Genomic DNA, 17224 nt, shown 5'->3' with positions numbered 1-17224 from the left:
AAAAATAGAGAATAAATATATGCTTATCGATTTTAACTTATTAAGACTGTTGCATCTTATTGACTACCAAAAGCCAAAAGGCGAACAGTGTCCACTTGAATTGTTTCGACGAAGAATTAATCCAATCGAGCTTTCAACATGCATGCGTCACCTCTATCTGTTCTCTTCAGGCCAGGCAGAAACCAGTCAATATCAAGAGATACTTTTAAATTTGAACACGCCTCGCGTACATCAAAAAGTGCTCCAATTAGACGCTCTTGAGGGAAGTCAAGTATATCGTTTTCTTTTATTTTGGGTCATTGGAGGGTTGAATAATAAAAAACCTTTTAATGACGAACGTATTTTAGGCGACCTGAGAAAGATTTGCAGAAATTATGAACATTCACCGTCCCCTGCCAAAAAAGAAGCCTGGGAGCAAAATCAAGCGGTTTTGCAAGCATTACTTACTGATGCAAAGTATTTATTAAAATTAACAAAACATATTGAATTACCTTTAGAAGAAAAGAAACTGCTTTTAAAAGCAGTTTGTGATCATTGTACCTGGGTCAGAGAGCAGGGTTTTTTTGAGATAACTCCATCCATTGATTACTCTTCTTTTCTTGATAAAAAAGAGATGGTAGTGCACCTTCATGGAGTACTCGAAATAGTACGTCAAAAGCTCGATGTTGAACTCAGTAAAATTGCTGTAGATAAAGCCCCTATTTCCTTTCTATTTTCAAACTCAGCCAATCACTTGCAAGATAAGTTGAAACAGATTGATAAATTACAAATGCTTTTAATAGATGAAGAACCTCTCTTAAGACATACCACTGAAGGAATGGTGATCTCTCCAGGAAGCTAAGAGCAATAATTTTTATTGTATAATAACACTGTGTTTTGATAGTGTTTTTTCATTCAGCTTAAGTCGACTTAAGCTAATTAAACTGAAAAAACCAATCAAGCACAGTAAACACATAAAAGAACTTACTTCTTTAATACCAATGACGCTTGTAATAAAGCTAAATAAAGCGGAACAGTTAAATTGGCAAAATAGGGTTAAAGCTAAAGCCAAAGACATTTGTTTCGGAAAAGGACGTACAACTGCAGAGGTTGCACTCGCCACAATAAATCCAGTACCGAAATAATAGACCACCATCGGGATAATAAAAGTAAGATAAATCGAGTCAAAAAATAGACTAAACAGCCACATTAGGACTACAGAAAAGGCAAAGAAATAAACGCCAAACGAGGTGAGTTGTCTACTTGAACAATATTTAACTAATACACCGCAACATGCCGTTCCTAATAAATGCATTACTGCCATAACTGTTTTAGCAAGGCCATACTGGGTAGAAGTCCATTGAGCACCTTTAATCAAAATAAATGATGCAGAAGTGTTAAAAGCAGATTCACCAGCCATCATTAATGCAGAAATCAATAAATAACCAACAAAAACAGGATGTCGAAAAACTGTAGTTATTATTTCTTTAAAACTGAAACTCAACGAATGTTTTGGTTTTGTTTCCTGTATCCCTACACTCAAAGGAAATAGAAACAGCGCATACAATGCCATGATTATTGATGCAATCTGCCAATTCCACTGGCTATTTATTAAGCCGCCCAAAAAAGGTAAAAAACATATAAAAAGACCTCCAAGAGTAAAAAACCAAGCAAAGTATTGGGTTGCATATTGTTCATCATGAGTGTCATTAATCATTGCCCTACCCATAAGCAATGTAGCTCCTACGGCCACGCCCTGAAAAAAACGACAAAATAATAACGCCTCAATAGAAGGGCTCCATGCAGCTAGAAAATTAGAGATTAGATACAATATCAAGCCCAAAATAAATATAGGCTTTCTGCCATAACGTTCAGAAAGAATTCCCCACAAGATCATACTCAATGCCTTTCCTAGTAAAAAAAGACTAATGGTTAATTGAGCTGTATTCGGTTTTACTGAAAAAAAATAAGCTAATTTAGGCAGGGCTGGAGTAATGAAATGAATATCCAAATTCCCCAAAAACCAGGTAAATAATATGAGTAGAAGAGCTTTATTGGTCATGATGTTCTATCAGAATACGTGTTGGAAATCTGGGGTACTGGTTTGATAAAGAATCCCTGAAACCCCGCCACAAAAAGAGCAAATAGACCATAGAAACTTGCAAGAATCACAAACAATGCTGAATAAGATAGCCAATTCATCAGCACTCCTCCGAGTAAGAGACCAATGAGATTTCCCAATTTGGCAAAAGAATTTGCTAAACCAAGTGCATAACCAGGTAAAGAAAAACGATCACTTAAAAGCGTACATAATGCAGGTAATAAAGCGGCTAAAACTATTCCCCATAAGATGCGGAAACAGGCAAAGAGAAAGAGATTGCTTGTGCTTGCTTGACATAGCATAAGAATTAAACCGAACACACTGTAACGTACTAAATAGCGATGTACTAAAGAAATGTCGGATCGACATTGATCAAACTGACGCCCACACCATTCAGAACTCATTAACATGCCAGCCGCAGGGAGGGAATAAAGCAGGCCGATAAGCATTAAATTTTGAGAAAAAGAATCGTTGATGAATAAAGACAATCCCGGATCAGGTAAAAACTTAATGATTTGAGTCAGGGTAATCAAAAAGCATAGAAAGTAAATAGGCTTCGAATCAACACGCAATCTATTGGGCTTTTGATCCAGATTTTTATTCGACTTTTTTTGTGCGACCGGCAGGTAATATTGCATAATAAGCGTTATAGATAAGCAAATAACCGTAGCTACCCCATACAATCCTTGGTAATTAGTAACCGCTAAGATTATTCCCCCTGTGAAACCAGCCAAAGTAGTAGCAATTGCTTTTGCAGACTGTAATCGCGCTAGCTGACGACTTTTATGATGCCATGCACAAAGGCTTAATGAATAAGTTTGCATGGATACAATAAAGCCTGCGAAAGCCCCCTGAAAAACACGAATGATTAAAATCCACACGAGAGAATGAGCAAACATCATAGTGAGTTGAGTAAATACCAATGCCCATGCTGCCCGCATTAACATAGATTTATAACCGTAACGATCAGCCGCAATTCCCCAAAATGGTGCCATAATGATGTTGGCAAGCATAGGCAGTACGAAACTAAGCATGCTATAAAATACCGCATCCTGGAGTGATGCATCACTTTGGGACACAATAAGCAAAGACAAAAAAGGATTCGTCATTTCTAAAGCCAAGATCATAAAAAATTGACTTATTAAGATGAGCGGCTGAAGAGATTTAGGCATAATTTCTGCTTAATGGATTTCTAATTATGGAAAATAAATCTTGGTTTTGATTTTCATGTAATCGCATAGCCAGCAAACATTTTTGTTGCCATGGTTCAACAAGCAATTTCTTACGGTGCCAATGATGAATTTGGGGTACAGTTTCAGTTCTGAGTTCTTCTAAAATGTGATCGAGAATTTGCCTTACCTTTTGCCAAAGAATAGGTTTAGATAGCTTATAATCGACACTCAAACAATCAATCCCATAAGCTAGATTACTCAGCAAATTACCATGTATAAATTTATCGCTCAGTTCACTTAGCCCAGTACAGGTTATGGTTGAATCTGGATGAAGTGAGGGTTTAATTACTTTCTCATACAGTGGATGGCTGCAAATTTTTATACCTCCTAGATCTCGTATTACAACCCCTGAAGGACGATTTGCCTGGAAAATAATTAACGTATTTTGTTGATGGGCTTCCAATGCAATCCCGTAACATAATAATAGGTGCAACTGACTTGTCAAAACGCAGCGGCAATAATCAGTAAAGTAACTTACTGGATTACTTTGGCTGAGTTCAATGAGTTCGCTCAATAAGGATCGTTGACTAATGGGTGACCGTTTAAAGAGAGACGCCACAGGAACAAGCTTTTGGTTTAATCTTATCCATTGTAAAGGATTTTCACGAACTATGAGTGCCAAATGTTTCTTTTCATTATCAGGGATGGAGGGATGTAGTGTATTGATACCTGCTAAATCACGTGCTAAAAATAATTGCCCTCTATAATATTGATTTTGCGCAAGTAATTCATTGAGCCATTGTGACAATGAGGAAGAATTACTTACTGATGCTGGAGAAACCGTACGCAAAGATGAGGTAGTATGTACGCCTACAGCCAATTTAAGATGCGGACCATGTTTTGCGAGTGGCATCATCGTACGAAATGACATCGAGGGTTTTGTTTGTTGATATACTGGATTAACGATAAATTGGTGCCCATCAAATAAAGGTTTTGTGAGTGCTTGCAATTTATTAGCCCACTGCCAAGGATGAATCGGTAATGGATAATAATCTTCCGTTTTTAACTTTTTGAATCGCAGCGATTCACTCCACAAAGTATATTCCTTGGGAAAGTGATTACTAAATAACCAATGAAAAACAGACTTTGACGTTGAGGTAAATGCAAGAGAATGATGAATTGCAGCCCAGCAAATAGTAACTTCTGAATTGAATTCAGGAGAATATTGGAGAACCTCTCTACGGTTAAAGCCTATTTTAGCACGAAAATTAGGATGAGAGGGATGTCCCATACAACCCCATTGTTCTAAGAAATTCAGTACTTGCTGTTGATCAAATTGCTCGATTAACCATGACCATAAATCCGAGTAACCTTTTGCCTGTTGCCTAATTTTTTTATGCCATTGATATTGATATGCTAGAGCTAAAGCTTGATTCGCTATACTTTCATTTAATTCCTCACTTAATGAGTGCCAGTTTTTAAAGTGAATTTTTCGATTTTTTGAATAAATCTTCAAGAGATCTAGATAAGTAGCAATAGATTGACTCGTTACTTTTTTATCAATTAACCCCTCTGAAAAGGCTGCCCTTTTTAACCGATTAAAACACTGCTGATACGAGGCAAAAAGAAAACGCTCCATTTGTTTCGATGAAACAGGAAAATCAGTATCCAATAATAATGAACGTAATTGAGCGCTTAGCTCATTAACTTGAGAACTCGATAAAATCATACCCACCACCCTCTTTATTGTCTTATAGCTTAAGTTATTATTCATAGAGACAACTTTCTGACCTGTACCTAAATCATACAGGTCAATAAAAATGAGAATCATTATCATTAACAATATAAACGATAATGATTCTCATTTGCAATAATTGGCAGATAATTTTTATAAAGAATGATCTGGAAGAATTTAAAAATTCAATATACGCTGCAAAGCAAAAGCATTTACTTTCGCAGTCGTTGCCCAAATAGTTTTGTTTAACCCCTAAGCCTCATCCTTGGAACTGTATTCATAATCTTTGAAATATTGAAATTGCGCAGTAATATAACGATCCATTTAATATATTAAGCGAATGAAGCACTAAGCTTATGGATTGAACCAAAGCTAAGAGCTGGAGCTGATTTCAAAAAATTAATACACAAGCTGATTGACTGCATGTTAATCCTGATTTTATTAATTCCATTAAGAAATCACAGAAGTCTACGCTTTGATTCACTCCTGTTTTTAAGGTACATAAGGGGTACAATAATAAAAATTTATAACCTCTAAGTTACGTTATCCAGGAATATAAACAAAATTGGAGAACTTTATGTTTGAGTTAGAAATCATGGTCACAGCTTATACGGTTTTTGTGGCGACAACTACCTCGATCATTTGCAAATTTATTGGTAAAAATAAACTAAAAAAAATGGCTAACGATTTGTCACTCTTGAAAAAGACACTCATGGACAAAGAATCTGAAATGAACAGGCTAAAATCGGAAAGAATAGCTTAACAAATTAGTTTGCTGCCCATGAAAAAAATATCCGCATTATTTTTAATTAGGCGACGCTTATTACAATTCACCTGAGCAACAACATATCAGTTACAAACAGCCCTAACGAAAAGAGGTGTTTACATTTTGGGTTGATGCGCTTCTATATGAGCAGTTGAACAAATATCAATTCACATTTGCTTGGGTTTATGTGGTCGTTTCCCATTTAAATTGTAAGCAGCCCCTAATATACCGTGCATTACCTTGTTTATCTCTATGTTACAGTAGCATGCTCCAATAAGGTAAATAATCTTTTTTATATTCCTTATGAACTATCAGGAATGCAAAATGAAATCATTCCCAGTGCTATATAGTCGAAGTAGATAATTCATCGTCTTGGAAAACTCTTCTTAAAGAATAATCCTGTAAAAAAACTGTCGTTCATTTCATTGAGTAATAGTACCAACCTAAGGATTTTCTGGATACCGCGCATAAAGCGCGGCATGTAAAGAGTTTATCTGCTATTTGCTGAATTCCGCTAATAATTGCAAGGTTTTATCCTTAGATATCTGTCCAACAGAGCTTAGATTAGTAAGCTGCTTTCCTTGACTATCATAAAATAGCATCGTAGGGATACCATAAATATGGAACGCTTGACGAATCTTGGCTACTGCATCTGTTTTTTCACTGATATCAACCCGAAGATTTACTGAACCCTGCATGGCATCGATAACTGCGTCCTGGTTGAAAACGTGTTTATCCATAGCCTGACAATCACTACACCAACCAGCAAAAAATTCAATAAAAACACGCTGATTGCTTGCCCTTGCTTCAGCTAATTTAGCGTTAACTTCTTCAAGAGTATGTACCATTAGGAATGGATTATGTTTCGCTGACTGAACAACCGAAGCGGGCGAAAATGCGTAATAGGCTAATGCCCCTGATCCCATCATGGAAAGAAGAGCCACACCTTGAAGCAATCGTCCACCCAGGCGATGTTCCTGACGAAATGCACCGAAAACCCATGCAGCTATAAGTAAGACTGCAATCCACAGCAAATTAATCCAAAATGGTGGCACAACACGACTTAATAACCAAACTGCCATTGCAAACATCATAATAGCAAAGACTTGTTTGATGCGAATCATCCAAGGTCCAGAATTCGGTAAAAAACGACCGTACCCCGCCCCTACAATCAATAAAGGCAAACCCATTCCTAAAGCCAAAACAAAAAGCAGTAGACCTCCTTGAGCCACATGTTTGCTCTGAGCAATATACGTTAGAATACCAATCAAAGGTGCTGTGACACAGGGAGATACGACCAAGGTAGATAAAGATCCCATCAAAGTTGCAGATACAATGCCATGCTGACGTGATTTTTGGGGAGCAAACCGTGTCAAAACTGGCAATCGTAATTCAAAAATCCCCAGCAACCATAAGGCCATGATGGTAAATAAAATACTGAAACTACCAATAATTACCGGCCGTTGCATTAAGGTTTGTACTGTTGAACCAAACCATGCAGCCAACATACCTGCTACCGCATATGTAACTGCCATACCCATTACATAGCCTAAAGATAATTTAAATGCATGGCGTCCTGTATTGGCACCTTGCCCTGTGATGATACTGGATAGGATTGGTACCATAGGTAAAACACAGGGGGTAAATGCCAATAAAACACCGAGGCCAAAGAAAGCGGTCAGATAAAAAATCGGACTATGATTTTGAATGAACATCATTGCATCGACAGGATTACCACTGTTAAGGCCCGATGCAAAAACAGAAAATGAGATAAATGTCATTAATAATGACAAAATTAGTTTTTTCATTTTGATTCCTCTTAATAAATTATTTTTGAATTTAAATAAAAAAGAAATCAAATAGGAGGACGATAAATTTCATCCAAAGGAGAGTTATATTTTAAGAGAATAAGTAAAAAACCGAGCAAACCAATGAGACATTGAACTATCCATTGTGCTTTTAAATGGAATTCATCTTGAAGCCAATAAGAAACTGAAAAACAGCTGCTGTTCATCGCTTGCTGCACAGAGCAAGGAGTTAGCACAAAAGAAAGAGCAGCAGGTGCATTCGTACTTTGTTTTGAGCACGTTGGCATCTTGAGTGGCGCGAGAAAAAGCGCACTCGTTAGTAACATTAGGATCAGAGAACGATATTTGTTCATTGCATCACCTTAGCATAAAGACTGAAAAGAAATCAATGTATCTTTTAATTTTTGGAGTTATTGTTTTTGGCTTATTTTGAGTCCCAAATGGCCAAAATCCACTTGGTTTAGGATCGCTTAAATGATTCAAGATCATACCGATTCAGTTATATGACGGGCTGTTGTCTATCAGGCAATGAATTACGAATACCTATAATTTCCAGATTGCTCATGCTTTATATCTAGCTCTCTATCTACGAAGCTCTTAAATTGTTCTACACTAGAAGGATCTTCTGGGTTAAGTTTTGCAAGTTGTTGGTAAAACTCTTCAACCTCAGGTACTCTACCACGCATCTTATGATGAAATCCTTTAGTAAAATCAGAATCTGACTTTTTCCACTCAGCCAATTCGATTGCTTTATTTAATGCCTTAGATGCTATTTCACCTGTGGAGTGTGCCGCCCTTCTAATTCCTAATTTCTGCATTTCCTTTAATCCATCAACATTGGGATATTGAGCGCAAAATTTCGCTATTTTATCACAAATTTCGCTATAATTTACTTGCTCTTGCTTAATCCCCCCCAATCTGTCCTTGAACTGAGAGGTTGTATCTACAGTTTCGACTTTATTTGTAGTAATTGAAGTCTTGTGTCTAGTAACTCCTGAAACTAATGCTTTATCCACCTGCGTATTTAATTCTTGAAGCGCTTCTCCCCACGAAAAACTCGCTTCAACTTTAACGAGGCCCAAGTGTTTATCAGCTCTTCCCTCTATTCCCAGTGCAGTACTAATCTTTGGACTGACAGTAACCCCATAAAATTTAAGATTATCTCTAAACGCATCTTCTCCTGCATCTCGTCCAATTGTACGGTACGCATCGTCATCTATCTTTTGAATATGAGTACAAAAAACCCTATCAATACTCGCTGTCCATTGAACATGCTCTTCCTTCATCAACTGATTTAATTTGGCGGCAATTTCATTATTTTCTTGGTCTATAGCTTTCTGATATTCTATTGCCTTATCAGTTTCGCCTAAAGTATTTAATAACTCGATAAGTTTAGCAGGACTCTGATAATCTACTTTATAAAAAACGGGTTCCTCTAAATTATGTGATAGATTACGAGCAACATTACGTCCAAATATTCCTTTCAATATTTGTTCTTTTGCTTTATAAGCTTCTTCATCTACTCTACCGACAATCCCATTGGCATCAGCAATCCACTCACATTTAATCCCTTTCTCTTGCATTTTTTTTTGTAAAATCTCAGCAATTTCTTGGTGGAGTTTTTCTCTGCTCATGATTGAAATCCTAGATAAATACTACTTCTTTTAAATATAGTTCATAACATGGTTATATAACATCAAATAGTCAAGTCCCTGCTTCATTATAAATTTCGCAAAGGACCCCTTTGAGGGCAAGAATTTCAGCCCTCTTTAGTGAGCAGCAATCGATAATTGGAGGAGGGATCCCACGCTATTCTCTGTAGAAACAGATACAAACCTAAAAATCAATTTCTTATTAACTAAGAAATTTTTATAGGAATAGGCAAATAATATCCACTTAAGTAGAACAAACAGCCTTCAACTCATCTGATCCCAGATTAATAAGATTAATTTGAGTTCCTGATTCTGCACTCACAGATACACTGCTGTTATTTTTAACGTTAATTAGAGTTCCTTGGCCAGTAGATAGTTTTTTTCCATTTACTGTACCGCTGTTCTTGACTACATTAATTTTAATTTTACTCTTATTTTGATTTGTACTTTGAACAACGCATGTAGCATTTAGCGTCCATAGCGAATTATTTGCGAGCATCTTCGACTCATTGGGACTAAGTTTAAGTGTTTTTGCATTTGCATGGGAACAGAATAGTCCAATGATCATAAAAAAAGATAAAGTTAAAATTTTATTCACGCGGGCATCCTTAGTGACATTAATAGGAAAGATGTAATACTGTACTTATCGCATATATTTTATACAATAAATATTAAGGTTTTATTAAGAATCGTGGTTGCTTTGTTAATTTCAGGCTCCTGATAATTGCCATTTTAATAAATATTGCTGAGCATAGGAGTGAATTTCATTAATTTGAAGGAAAAGATGGCTAGAACAAAATATTCATTTTGGTTCGATGCAAAGGAAAAAAAGCATTGCTTGCAGCAGGTTACAGATGTTAAAGGTGTTGGATTACGGAATGTAGGCTTATTAAATTTTTAAGTAAATATCAAATCATATAAATAGATCCCAATGATTCCATATTGGATACTTCAGTACAGAAATTGGAGTATATAGCATGGAGCCTCTATGTCATTTAAAGATAAAAGTATTTTGCCCTCCAAGGACCTGATTACCGATTAAGTCAGTTACTCGTCTGACTTTATAGTTAAAGCCATTTAGATAACCTAAAAACAGAACAATGGATTTAGTTTTCTGATGTAAAACTCTAATGATATTAAAAATTTAAATTTACTTATTTTTCAATCAATTACTTCAAATAAATTTGCACATCCTTAATGTGCAATATATAATCATATTGATGTATTTTAAGTCACAGCGTTGTAACATTGTTATAAGGAGATCTAAATGAAGATCAAATCAGCAGCTGGATTAATACTCGCAACCTTCATGATTGCAGCCGTTGGACCAATCCATGCAGCATGTAAATATGAACCGGGATGGCACATGGTGTCTAAAAAATGTGACATCAAACCCGCCGATAACTGGCAAGAATATAAAAGCGGAGTTTATACTCAACCCATAACTGGAAAAAGTCTATTATAAGTAGAATACTCCAGTATAAATTCACTTTATAAGAAATCAATGAGGTCTTCCAAAGAAAGATCTCATTGATTTTTTACGATTGCTTAAAATTCAATTGAATTCTGAACAATTAGGCGGATCATAAGTTGTTTCATTCCTGTTATGAATGATCATTCCCTTCTAAAATTAATTAACAGTATCTTTCCATTACCTTGGTCAATGCGGTAGGTCATCCCATCTTTATCTGCAATAGAGGTTCTTTTTGAGCAGAAATGGGAGCTGCCAGAAGAAAAGGATCAGGGGCAAATGGTAAGGGTTCAATCGCTGCAAATTTTTGTTTGGAAGAATTTAATGTTTCTAAAAGTTTTAGTTTTAAGGGCTGAGGCAATACCTTGTCTGGAAGCAAATCGATACTTTCGGTTAACTTATAGATTTGCGCTTTCAATATCGGTATGCTGGTTTCATTATTTGTCTTGAATATAATATCCAAAATTTCTTTTAGTTGCTTGGGAAAGTTTACCGATTTATCTCCTGCTTTTACAACAAGCACATCAGTATAATCACCAAAAAGTCCATATTTTTTTGTGAGCTTCCATTTATTGCCTTTTAGTTGTTCAAAAACATCTGAAAATTTACTCTGCATGATCTTAATATTTGTATCATAGGAATTGAAGAGTTTTTTTAATGGATCACGTCTTTGCCCCTCTTGCATTAACGTGCAACTGAGCCTTTTTTCGTAGGGATTTGCATTATGAGCCAATAAAAACTGACATCGTTCCGCATTTCCTTGATGAATTGCCACCCACAAAGGAAATTGAGGTACTCCATTAATATTATCGATTTGCGTATTTACAAATTGAGGACATTTTTCCAAAATAGATGCTGCTACCTCATAATTCCTTTCATACAGTGCTTTGATAAATAATTTTTTGCCCCAGTCTTCACTAACCTTTTTTAGTGCAAATAACTCTTTAAATAAGGCATTATTATTTCTTTGATAACACAGTTCAAGATCATCAGTACGATTAACAAAACTCGGGTCTTCTTTTAATTTTTTAATACACTTACCATACACATCTTGGTTGTTATGTACTAATCCTAATACATACATTTGGTTTAAAGCTGGAGGTTTTAAATCATCTAAAGAAATTGAGCTGATTAACTGGGTAAACGAAGCTTCATCCTTCTCAAAAGAAATGAAGGGATCTATTTGGCTTCGCGGGCTTTTGAGTAATAGAGTATTTTTATCGAGAATTTGTGCGCTAATTTCTTTACACAAAGCGATTTTTTTATGATGTAAAGCAAGTAAGTAGTATTCGATTAATTGGTCTTGAGCTAACTTTTTAATATCGATTTTTTTTACAATGAGCTCAAACAATTCAGGTTGTTGAGTCAGCACGTTCCATGGAGATAAGGCAACCAGAGAACCTGTTTTAAATAGTAGATTGGGATCAAGTGCAACAACTTGCAACACAGCATTTATAATGTCTACATTACCATGTTTAAGTGCCAGTAAATAGATGCTATGGAGTGTGCCTTGAGTTTGCTCCGTATAATTGATACCCGCTAATGCCTGAATAAACGGAACAGTTCGTCCATCATCAAATCTGGCTGCCTCACAAAGCTCAACAAATCGATTTTTTGGCCCCCCCCCTTCATGCTGAAGCATTGTGGCAAAAGTGATGTTTTCTTGACACCGCTTAATCATACTTTGATTATTATTTTTTAGCGCTAAGATATATGCTTCATACCATTGTCCCTCTTTTATGAGTATGGGATAAATTTTTTCGCTTAACTTCCCTCCTCCCGCTTGATACAATCGATGGATAGGGCGCTCGCCTTGTTTATCCCCAGTGAGTAGCAAAGCAGGATTTCTCGATGCAATGTCAACAAAAAGTTCTGATTGATGAAGAGTAATGTAATGCAAGCAGTTTCGTCCGGACTCATCGGTTAATGATAAATTAACCTTTCTGGCTAATAACATGCGTATCACCTCAACACTATTATTTTGCGCAGCAATATTTAATAAAGGCGTAGGGGTTTTATATAATGTACCGGAATAAATTAATTCCGAAGGATTAACTAAATCAGACTGATCTTTGTGAAATTTATCGTAGTATTCTAAAAGCAGATTAAAAGTATAACCTTGATCTAAACGCGCAGCATGAGCAAGTGCATAGTCATATGCCTTTTTCTCAAAACGGTGTCCTTTTTCAAGAAGAAAATTAATTACCTGCTTGTCGCCGTTGGAGAATGCATTAACCAGTACGTTTTGATCTACATATTCTTTTTTATAATAACGACTTACGAATTCAAGTTGACCATAGGATACAGCGCTTTTAAATGCTTGTTTTTTACACGCTTCAAGTTTCACCACTCCAAGCGTTCGCTCGAGATATTTGACTAATTCTGCATCACCGTTTTGCACTGCATAGGCTAATGCATCAAGTTTTGTAAAATTATCCTGCTGAGCCAGTGTTTCTTTTCTTTTTTCATAGATAGAAATTACTAATTCACTAGCAGATGGATAAATAGTTGGCAATACTTCAGGATTGGGATCACGTAATCGCGAGTACACGTGCATGCGTATACCTGTGTATGTTCCTTGAAACTTTGCTTCATCAAAATGCAAAGCACTGTAAATTGCTTCGTCAAACATTTTACTTACTGCCAACTTAAGTGCCATTATATTCTCTTCTGCTGTTTCTTTTTGGGGTATTTCAATAATCCAGGACTCCCCATAAGCAGGATCAATCACTTCAATTTGGTTACCAACACGCGTTATCGATATAGAATGTTTATTACAACTTAGAGTAAACCCAACTCCTTGCTGTTTGCTTGAATCGAGTGCTAGATAGGTTACAAGAGTATCTTTGAGCTCTTCAACGGTAATAATACCTGCAAATTGCTGATGATAAGTTAGAGGAAACGGTTCTCCATCCCGCTCAAATAAAGCTTCCAAAGCCCCTTCCATACGATCCTGTTGCGTTCCTGCTTCAATATGTAGAGTTCGATGTAGCCACAAAGTATTTTGAATAAAGGTCTCATATGCCTGATGAACTTCAGGACTAATATTTTCTGCAAAAGGATCAGAATCATAAATGAGCTTTAATATCTTTTCATATTCCTTATATTTTCCTGTTAATGTGCAATACAAACGCCAAACTCCTAACCCTAGGCAAACCCCTTCGTTGGTAACCTCCTTGTTAAAACTTGCGGTATCCCCCCTAAAACGTCCTTGCCATTTGCTTGCTTTTTCTATCAATACCTCTTGTGGAAGTGATGGCATATTGATACCGTAATTTAATAAGCTTATTGTTAATATATAGCACAACTATAGACGCATTTACTGAGGATATCTTCGACGATAAGTACGAATTTTACGATGAGTTACGATTTGAGTTTCTAAAAAGAAAAAGTCATAAACAATTTCTTTAGAATCAACTAATATAAAGACCCATTTTTTCTTTATCTTGTACTCTATTTTTTCATAGTCAATTGATTTTTAACAACTGGTTTCTTAGGAGTTAATTTCTCCAGCTGGTTTTTACAGTAATAATCAGCAACGATATATAAATCAAAATCAGCAAGTTCCCCCCCTCTCCTCTGAGAGTTCTAAAAGATTTGAATAGCTTAAAGAAAGTCCTCTCCAATACATCATGGTAGATAGGTTATATTTAATAACATTCTTATTTTTTAAATACCAAAAAACATTAGGAATTAAAAATACCAAATCAGAAAAACGCGAGCATCGAAACAAAGGAATCATTTTTAATCACCATAAAACACTTATTCAGATAATAGCAAATCAGCTATTGAATGGGAGTCTATTTTTAACACGGGCCATAGAATCACAAAAAAGAAAAGCTTAATATGAGCGCTTATAAATCTATTTTATTTAGAAGGAACTTATGAAAGAACTAAGAGAAGCCATGATATCTAACCCGGATGAATTTATTGGCTTAATTTCTGAGATGTTAGATATCTTTTCCCTAAAGGATGCTGCTTATTTGGATTCTATTGACCCTTTAAAATTACATAATTTATTCGAATATGGTAGTTTAACCCCTTTTGCTGGCCATTCCTTAGGACCTGTATTCAAACCCGTTTTACAAGAAATTGATCGTATTCATAAGTTACAAGCAACCCAGCTACATGAAGGGCATTTTTCAGAAACGCGCGAACAAAGGGGTAACTGGTTTGATTGCGATATAGAGGAAGATGCAATTAAAGCAATGCAGGCAATGATCGGTTTTTCGGAGTCATGTGAGTTTCTCTATACTCAAGAAGGTTTATCTTCTAATCTGGGTCGATTGATTGATAGCTTTTACCGGCCGACCTTAACGGATTGGCAATCAGGAAAAATACAAATATGTCATTTAGGAAAAGAGTTTTTTTCAGATCAAGCAGTTATCGAATCCATCTTAAAAAGAGGGATTCATACCGCTAAGAGTTTTGGTGTTTTTACCGACTATAAGCACACCCCCAATCCTACATCCCTTACCCTAAAAATTCTTCCTGATGAAAAGGGACTCTATAACGAAGTGGAAATTATTGCATTCATCAAAATGCATGCAGAGAAAATCCAGATTCTCCATTTATCTGATCTGGTATTTAGCACAGGACAACGTCTTGACATAAATCGTATCTTAACCGAATTAAAGGATGTAATCGCGAAACATCAGATTATCGTTGGCCTCGATTTAGCACATACGGTAGGTAACAGGACTTTAAATCTGCAAGAGTTACCCGTCACGTATGCTGTGGGCTGTGGCTACAAACATATTTGTGGTTCGGCTGGCAGTGGCTTTGGCATTTATGTTAATAAGAATACAAATTTGGAAAAATACCCACCAATACAAGGGTGGAAAGCAGCTGCTTCAGAAAAAGTATTTGGATTAATCGACGGTTTTGATGCTCAAATTATGATGCAAAAAGGGGCTTGGGCATTCCGATGCAGCAATCCCTCCCCCATTGCCCTTGCTCCAGTAAAAGTCTATGCGAAGACAATGGGCCAGATTGGTTGGGATAAATTAATTGCCAAATCAGAATGCCTCACCCGTTTTATGCATGCGCTCTTGCAACAGTTTTTGGGTGATAAAATTGAATGGATTACTCCTGACGATCCTAAGCGACGAGGCGCTATGCTGGTTTTTCGGGTTAAAGAAATTAGCGATGTCAGGCAAATAGAAACTATTTTAAAACAATCAAGTGAGTTAGGACAATTCGAAATCGATGTACGACCTCCTAACAATATTCGTGTTACTGCCCATTATGGGTATACCCAATTTACTGATATTCATAAAATGGTTTCTCGACTCACGCAAGTTGTTAATCTGTTATTGGAACAAAAAAAGGCGGAAAGCTTCAATTTAAGTACAGTGAAGCAGGGTGGGAAAGATGGATTTTTTATAACCAGCCCGGTTTGGGAAATGCGACCCCTTCGAGTCCTCAAATGCAAAATGGGGGGAGAGCTTTACCCCTTAGACTCATAAAACCGGTTGGTTCTGTTTTACTTTAAAAATTCAAAAAACTGGTATTATTACATGTACAGCAGGTATAAACTCATTTTTTCTCATTTATTTTTAAATACGTTATGCTTGCTCTTCTCTCTATTAATGGACGTTACCTTTATGTCTAAAAATAAATTCTCTGTTTATAATGAGCAATGCCCATCACATAAGGTGTTAGAAAAAATTGGCGATAAATGGTCAATTTTAATCATTAATATATTGTTCGATAAAAAGTTTCGCTTCGGGGAGCTAAAACGTGAAATTGGGGGAATTTCTCCCAAAATGCTCACTCAAACATTAATGAAATTAGAACGTTTCGGCTTTATAGCAAGGTACTCGTTTCCAATATTACCAATGAAAGTTGAGTATTCACTAACTGCCTTAGGGAAAGAATTAGGCAGTATTCTTAATTCGCTAACAACATGGACCGAGAAAAATATGGATAGGATAATGCATGCTGAAAGTCAATTTGTAGAAACACGTAATTTATAATTGTCCAAACCATTTTATCAAGGTATCCTCACCCAAATTATCATATATATAAGATAAATATAAGGTTAGTTCGTGCTCATAGGTTTCATCGAAATGATTATCATTCATAGCTAAAATTGGCTCATGATGAAAGAACCCCCCTCCGAGATAATTATTACAAAATTCATGATAATCTTTCGTGAATAAAAGAAATGTATGCCACATATTATCAATATCACACATTTCTGGGTGGATAGTACAAGAAAAGTTGAGTAATTCATTTTCTGGATTTTTTTTCTTTTCTGACTTGTGCTTTAAACAGAGCCAGATATATTTCATTAACTCTCTTAAAGCCTCCTCTGCATGCATTGTTGCATTAGGATAATCCTTATTGTATCGATAAATAATTTTGTTATTTTTATAATGTATTAATTTGTTAAGATTAGGACAGTACATAAACTGAGACTCGATAAGTTAGGTTCAATGCATCATATTCATGTTCAATATGATGCATGCAATTTCATTATCCAATGCAGGTACCAGGCCCACACCATCCCTTACTTTTTTTTAATGCTTTTTCGCG

14 protein-coding genes are annotated in these 17224 nt (G+C 36.0%); 5 read left to right on the top strand and 9 right to left on the bottom strand.

Annotated features, from left to right (window positions below; translation table 11 throughout):
- The first annotated feature begins 19 nt into the window (after positions 1-19).
- On the top strand, positions 20-841 hold the full coding sequence (locus Lpar_RS12130) for a hypothetical protein (protein WP_058518173.1): 822 nt from the start codon (positions 20-22) through the stop codon (positions 839-841).
- Positions 842-853: 12 nt separating this feature from the next.
- Here Lpar_RS12130 and Lpar_RS12125 read toward each other — a convergent pair whose 3' ends face one another.
- Genes Lpar_RS12125 through Lpar_RS12115 form a run of 3 tightly spaced genes read right to left on the bottom strand, consistent with a single transcriptional unit; the run spans position 854 to position 4981 of the window.
- A complete protein-coding gene (locus tag Lpar_RS12125) occupies positions 854-2041 on the bottom strand; it encodes an MFS transporter (protein WP_058518172.1) in 1188 nt (395 codons plus the stop codon).
- Positions 2038-3252: an MFS transporter gene (locus tag Lpar_RS12120; RefSeq protein ID WP_058518171.1), complete on the bottom strand. Its 1215-nt coding sequence runs from the start codon at positions 3250-3252 to the stop codon at positions 2038-2040. The genes Lpar_RS12125 and Lpar_RS12120 overlap by 4 nt, the downstream gene beginning before the upstream one ends.
- The gene (locus tag Lpar_RS12115) at positions 3245-4981 is read right to left on the bottom strand and encodes an IucA/IucC family protein (RefSeq protein ID WP_058519257.1); all 1737 of its coding nucleotides are present in this window, start codon (positions 4979-4981) and stop codon (positions 3245-3247) included. Before Lpar_RS12115 ends, Lpar_RS12120 begins: the two co-directional genes overlap by 8 nt.
- 583 nt (positions 4982-5564) lie before the next feature.
- On the opposite strand from Lpar_RS12115, the gene Lpar_RS12110 reads away from it, so the two are divergent.
- Complete coding sequence (locus Lpar_RS12110) at positions 5565-5750, top strand: hypothetical protein (RefSeq protein ID WP_058518170.1); 186 nt, start codon at positions 5565-5567, stop codon at positions 5748-5750.
- 500 nt (positions 5751-6250) lie between these two features.
- Here Lpar_RS12110 and dsbD read toward each other — a convergent pair whose 3' ends face one another.
- The 4 genes from dsbD to Lpar_RS12090 all read right to left on the bottom strand — a co-directional run bounded on the left by dsbD (position 6251) and on the right by Lpar_RS12090 (position 9811).
- Positions 6251-7561 carry a protein-disulfide reductase DsbD gene (gene dsbD / locus Lpar_RS12105; protein ID WP_058518169.1) on the bottom strand — a complete coding sequence of 437 codons (1311 nt, stop codon included), beginning with the start codon at positions 7559-7561 and terminating at the stop codon, positions 6251-6253.
- Between the two features lie 47 nt (positions 7562-7608).
- Positions 7609-7914 carry a hypothetical protein gene (locus Lpar_RS12100; RefSeq protein WP_058518168.1) on the bottom strand — a complete coding sequence of 102 codons (306 nt, stop codon included), beginning with the start codon at positions 7912-7914 and terminating at the stop codon, positions 7609-7611.
- A 180-nt stretch (positions 7915-8094) separates the two neighbouring features.
- Positions 8095-9195: a hypothetical protein gene (locus Lpar_RS12095; protein WP_058518167.1), complete on the bottom strand. Its 1101-nt coding sequence runs from the start codon at positions 9193-9195 to the stop codon at positions 8095-8097.
- A gap of 262 nt (positions 9196-9457) precedes the next feature.
- Positions 9458-9811: a hypothetical protein gene (locus tag Lpar_RS12090; RefSeq protein WP_058518166.1), complete on the bottom strand. Its 354-nt coding sequence runs from the start codon at positions 9809-9811 to the stop codon at positions 9458-9460.
- Positions 9812-10480: 669 nt separating this feature from the next.
- On the opposite strand from Lpar_RS12090, the gene Lpar_RS12085 reads away from it, so the two are divergent.
- Entirely contained in the window at positions 10481-10678 is a 198-nt protein-coding gene (locus Lpar_RS12085) for a hypothetical protein (RefSeq protein WP_058518165.1), read from the top strand.
- Between the two features lie 208 nt (positions 10679-10886).
- On the opposite strand, the gene Lpar_RS12080 is transcribed toward Lpar_RS12085, so the two are convergent.
- Entirely contained in the window at positions 10887-13946 is a 3060-nt protein-coding gene (locus tag Lpar_RS12080; RefSeq protein WP_058518164.1) for a transient-receptor-potential channel family protein, read from the bottom strand.
- Between the two features lie 622 nt (positions 13947-14568).
- Between Lpar_RS12080 and Lpar_RS12070 the strand changes: the two genes are divergently transcribed.
- Complete coding sequence (locus tag Lpar_RS12070) at positions 14569-16152, top strand: aminotransferase class V-fold PLP-dependent enzyme (RefSeq protein ID WP_058518162.1); 1584 nt, start codon at positions 14569-14571, stop codon at positions 16150-16152.
- Positions 16153-16290: 138 nt separating this feature from the next.
- Positions 16291-16662 (top strand): winged helix-turn-helix transcriptional regulator, encoded by a 372-nt coding sequence (locus Lpar_RS12065; protein WP_058518161.1) that lies wholly within the window; start codon positions 16291-16293, stop codon positions 16660-16662.
- Here Lpar_RS12065 and Lpar_RS12060 read toward each other — a convergent pair.
- Positions 16657-17097, bottom strand: a complete 441-nt coding sequence (locus Lpar_RS12060; protein ID WP_058518160.1) for a glycine-rich domain-containing protein — start codon at positions 17095-17097, stop codon at positions 16657-16659. The two genes, Lpar_RS12065 and Lpar_RS12060, sit on opposite strands and share 6 nt — an antisense overlap.
- Between the last annotated feature and the right edge of the window lie 127 nt (positions 17098-17224).

The organism is Legionella parisiensis, assembly GCF_001467945.1.
GTDB classification, from domain to species: Bacteria; Pseudomonadota; Gammaproteobacteria; order Legionellales; family Legionellaceae; genus Legionella; species Legionella parisiensis.
This window is presented reverse-complemented; position numbering and strand designations above follow the sequence as displayed.

Coding starts and splice junctions, on each gene's coding strand:
- Lpar_RS12130 (WP_058518173.1), top strand. CDS start 20: ATGCTTATCGATTTTAACTTATTAAGACTGTTGCATCTTATTGACTAC.
- Lpar_RS12125 (WP_058518172.1), bottom strand. CDS start 2,041: ATGACCAATAAAGCTCTTCTACTCATATTATTTACCTGGTTTTTGGGG.
- Lpar_RS12120 (WP_058518171.1), bottom strand. CDS start 3,252: ATGCCTAAATCTCTTCAGCCGCTCATCTTAATAAGTCAATTTTTTATG.
- Lpar_RS12115 (WP_058519257.1), bottom strand. CDS start 4,981: ATGATTTTATCGAGTTCTCAAGTTAATGAGCTAAGCGCTCAATTACGT.
- Lpar_RS12110 (WP_058518170.1), top strand. CDS start 5,565: ATGTTTGAGTTAGAAATCATGGTCACAGCTTATACGGTTTTTGTGGCG.
- dsbD (WP_058518169.1), bottom strand. CDS start 7,561: ATGAAAAAACTAATTTTGTCATTATTAATGACATTTATCTCATTTTCT.
- Lpar_RS12100 (WP_058518168.1), bottom strand. CDS start 7,914: ATGAACAAATATCGTTCTCTGATCCTAATGTTACTAACGAGTGCGCTT.
- Lpar_RS12095 (WP_058518167.1), bottom strand. CDS start 9,195: ATGAGCAGAGAAAAACTCCACCAAGAAATTGCTGAGATTTTACAAAAA.
- Lpar_RS12085 (WP_058518165.1), top strand. CDS start 10,481: ATGAAGATCAAATCAGCAGCTGGATTAATACTCGCAACCTTCATGATT.
- Lpar_RS12080 (WP_058518164.1), bottom strand. CDS start 13,946: ATGCCATCACTTCCACAAGAGGTATTGATAGAAAAAGCAAGCAAATGG.
- Lpar_RS12070 (WP_058518162.1), top strand. CDS start 14,569: ATGAAAGAACTAAGAGAAGCCATGATATCTAACCCGGATGAATTTATT.
- Lpar_RS12065 (WP_058518161.1), top strand. CDS start 16,291: ATGTCTAAAAATAAATTCTCTGTTTATAATGAGCAATGCCCATCACAT.
- Lpar_RS12060 (WP_058518160.1), bottom strand. CDS start 17,097: ATGTACTGTCCTAATCTTAACAAATTAATACATTATAAAAATAACAAA.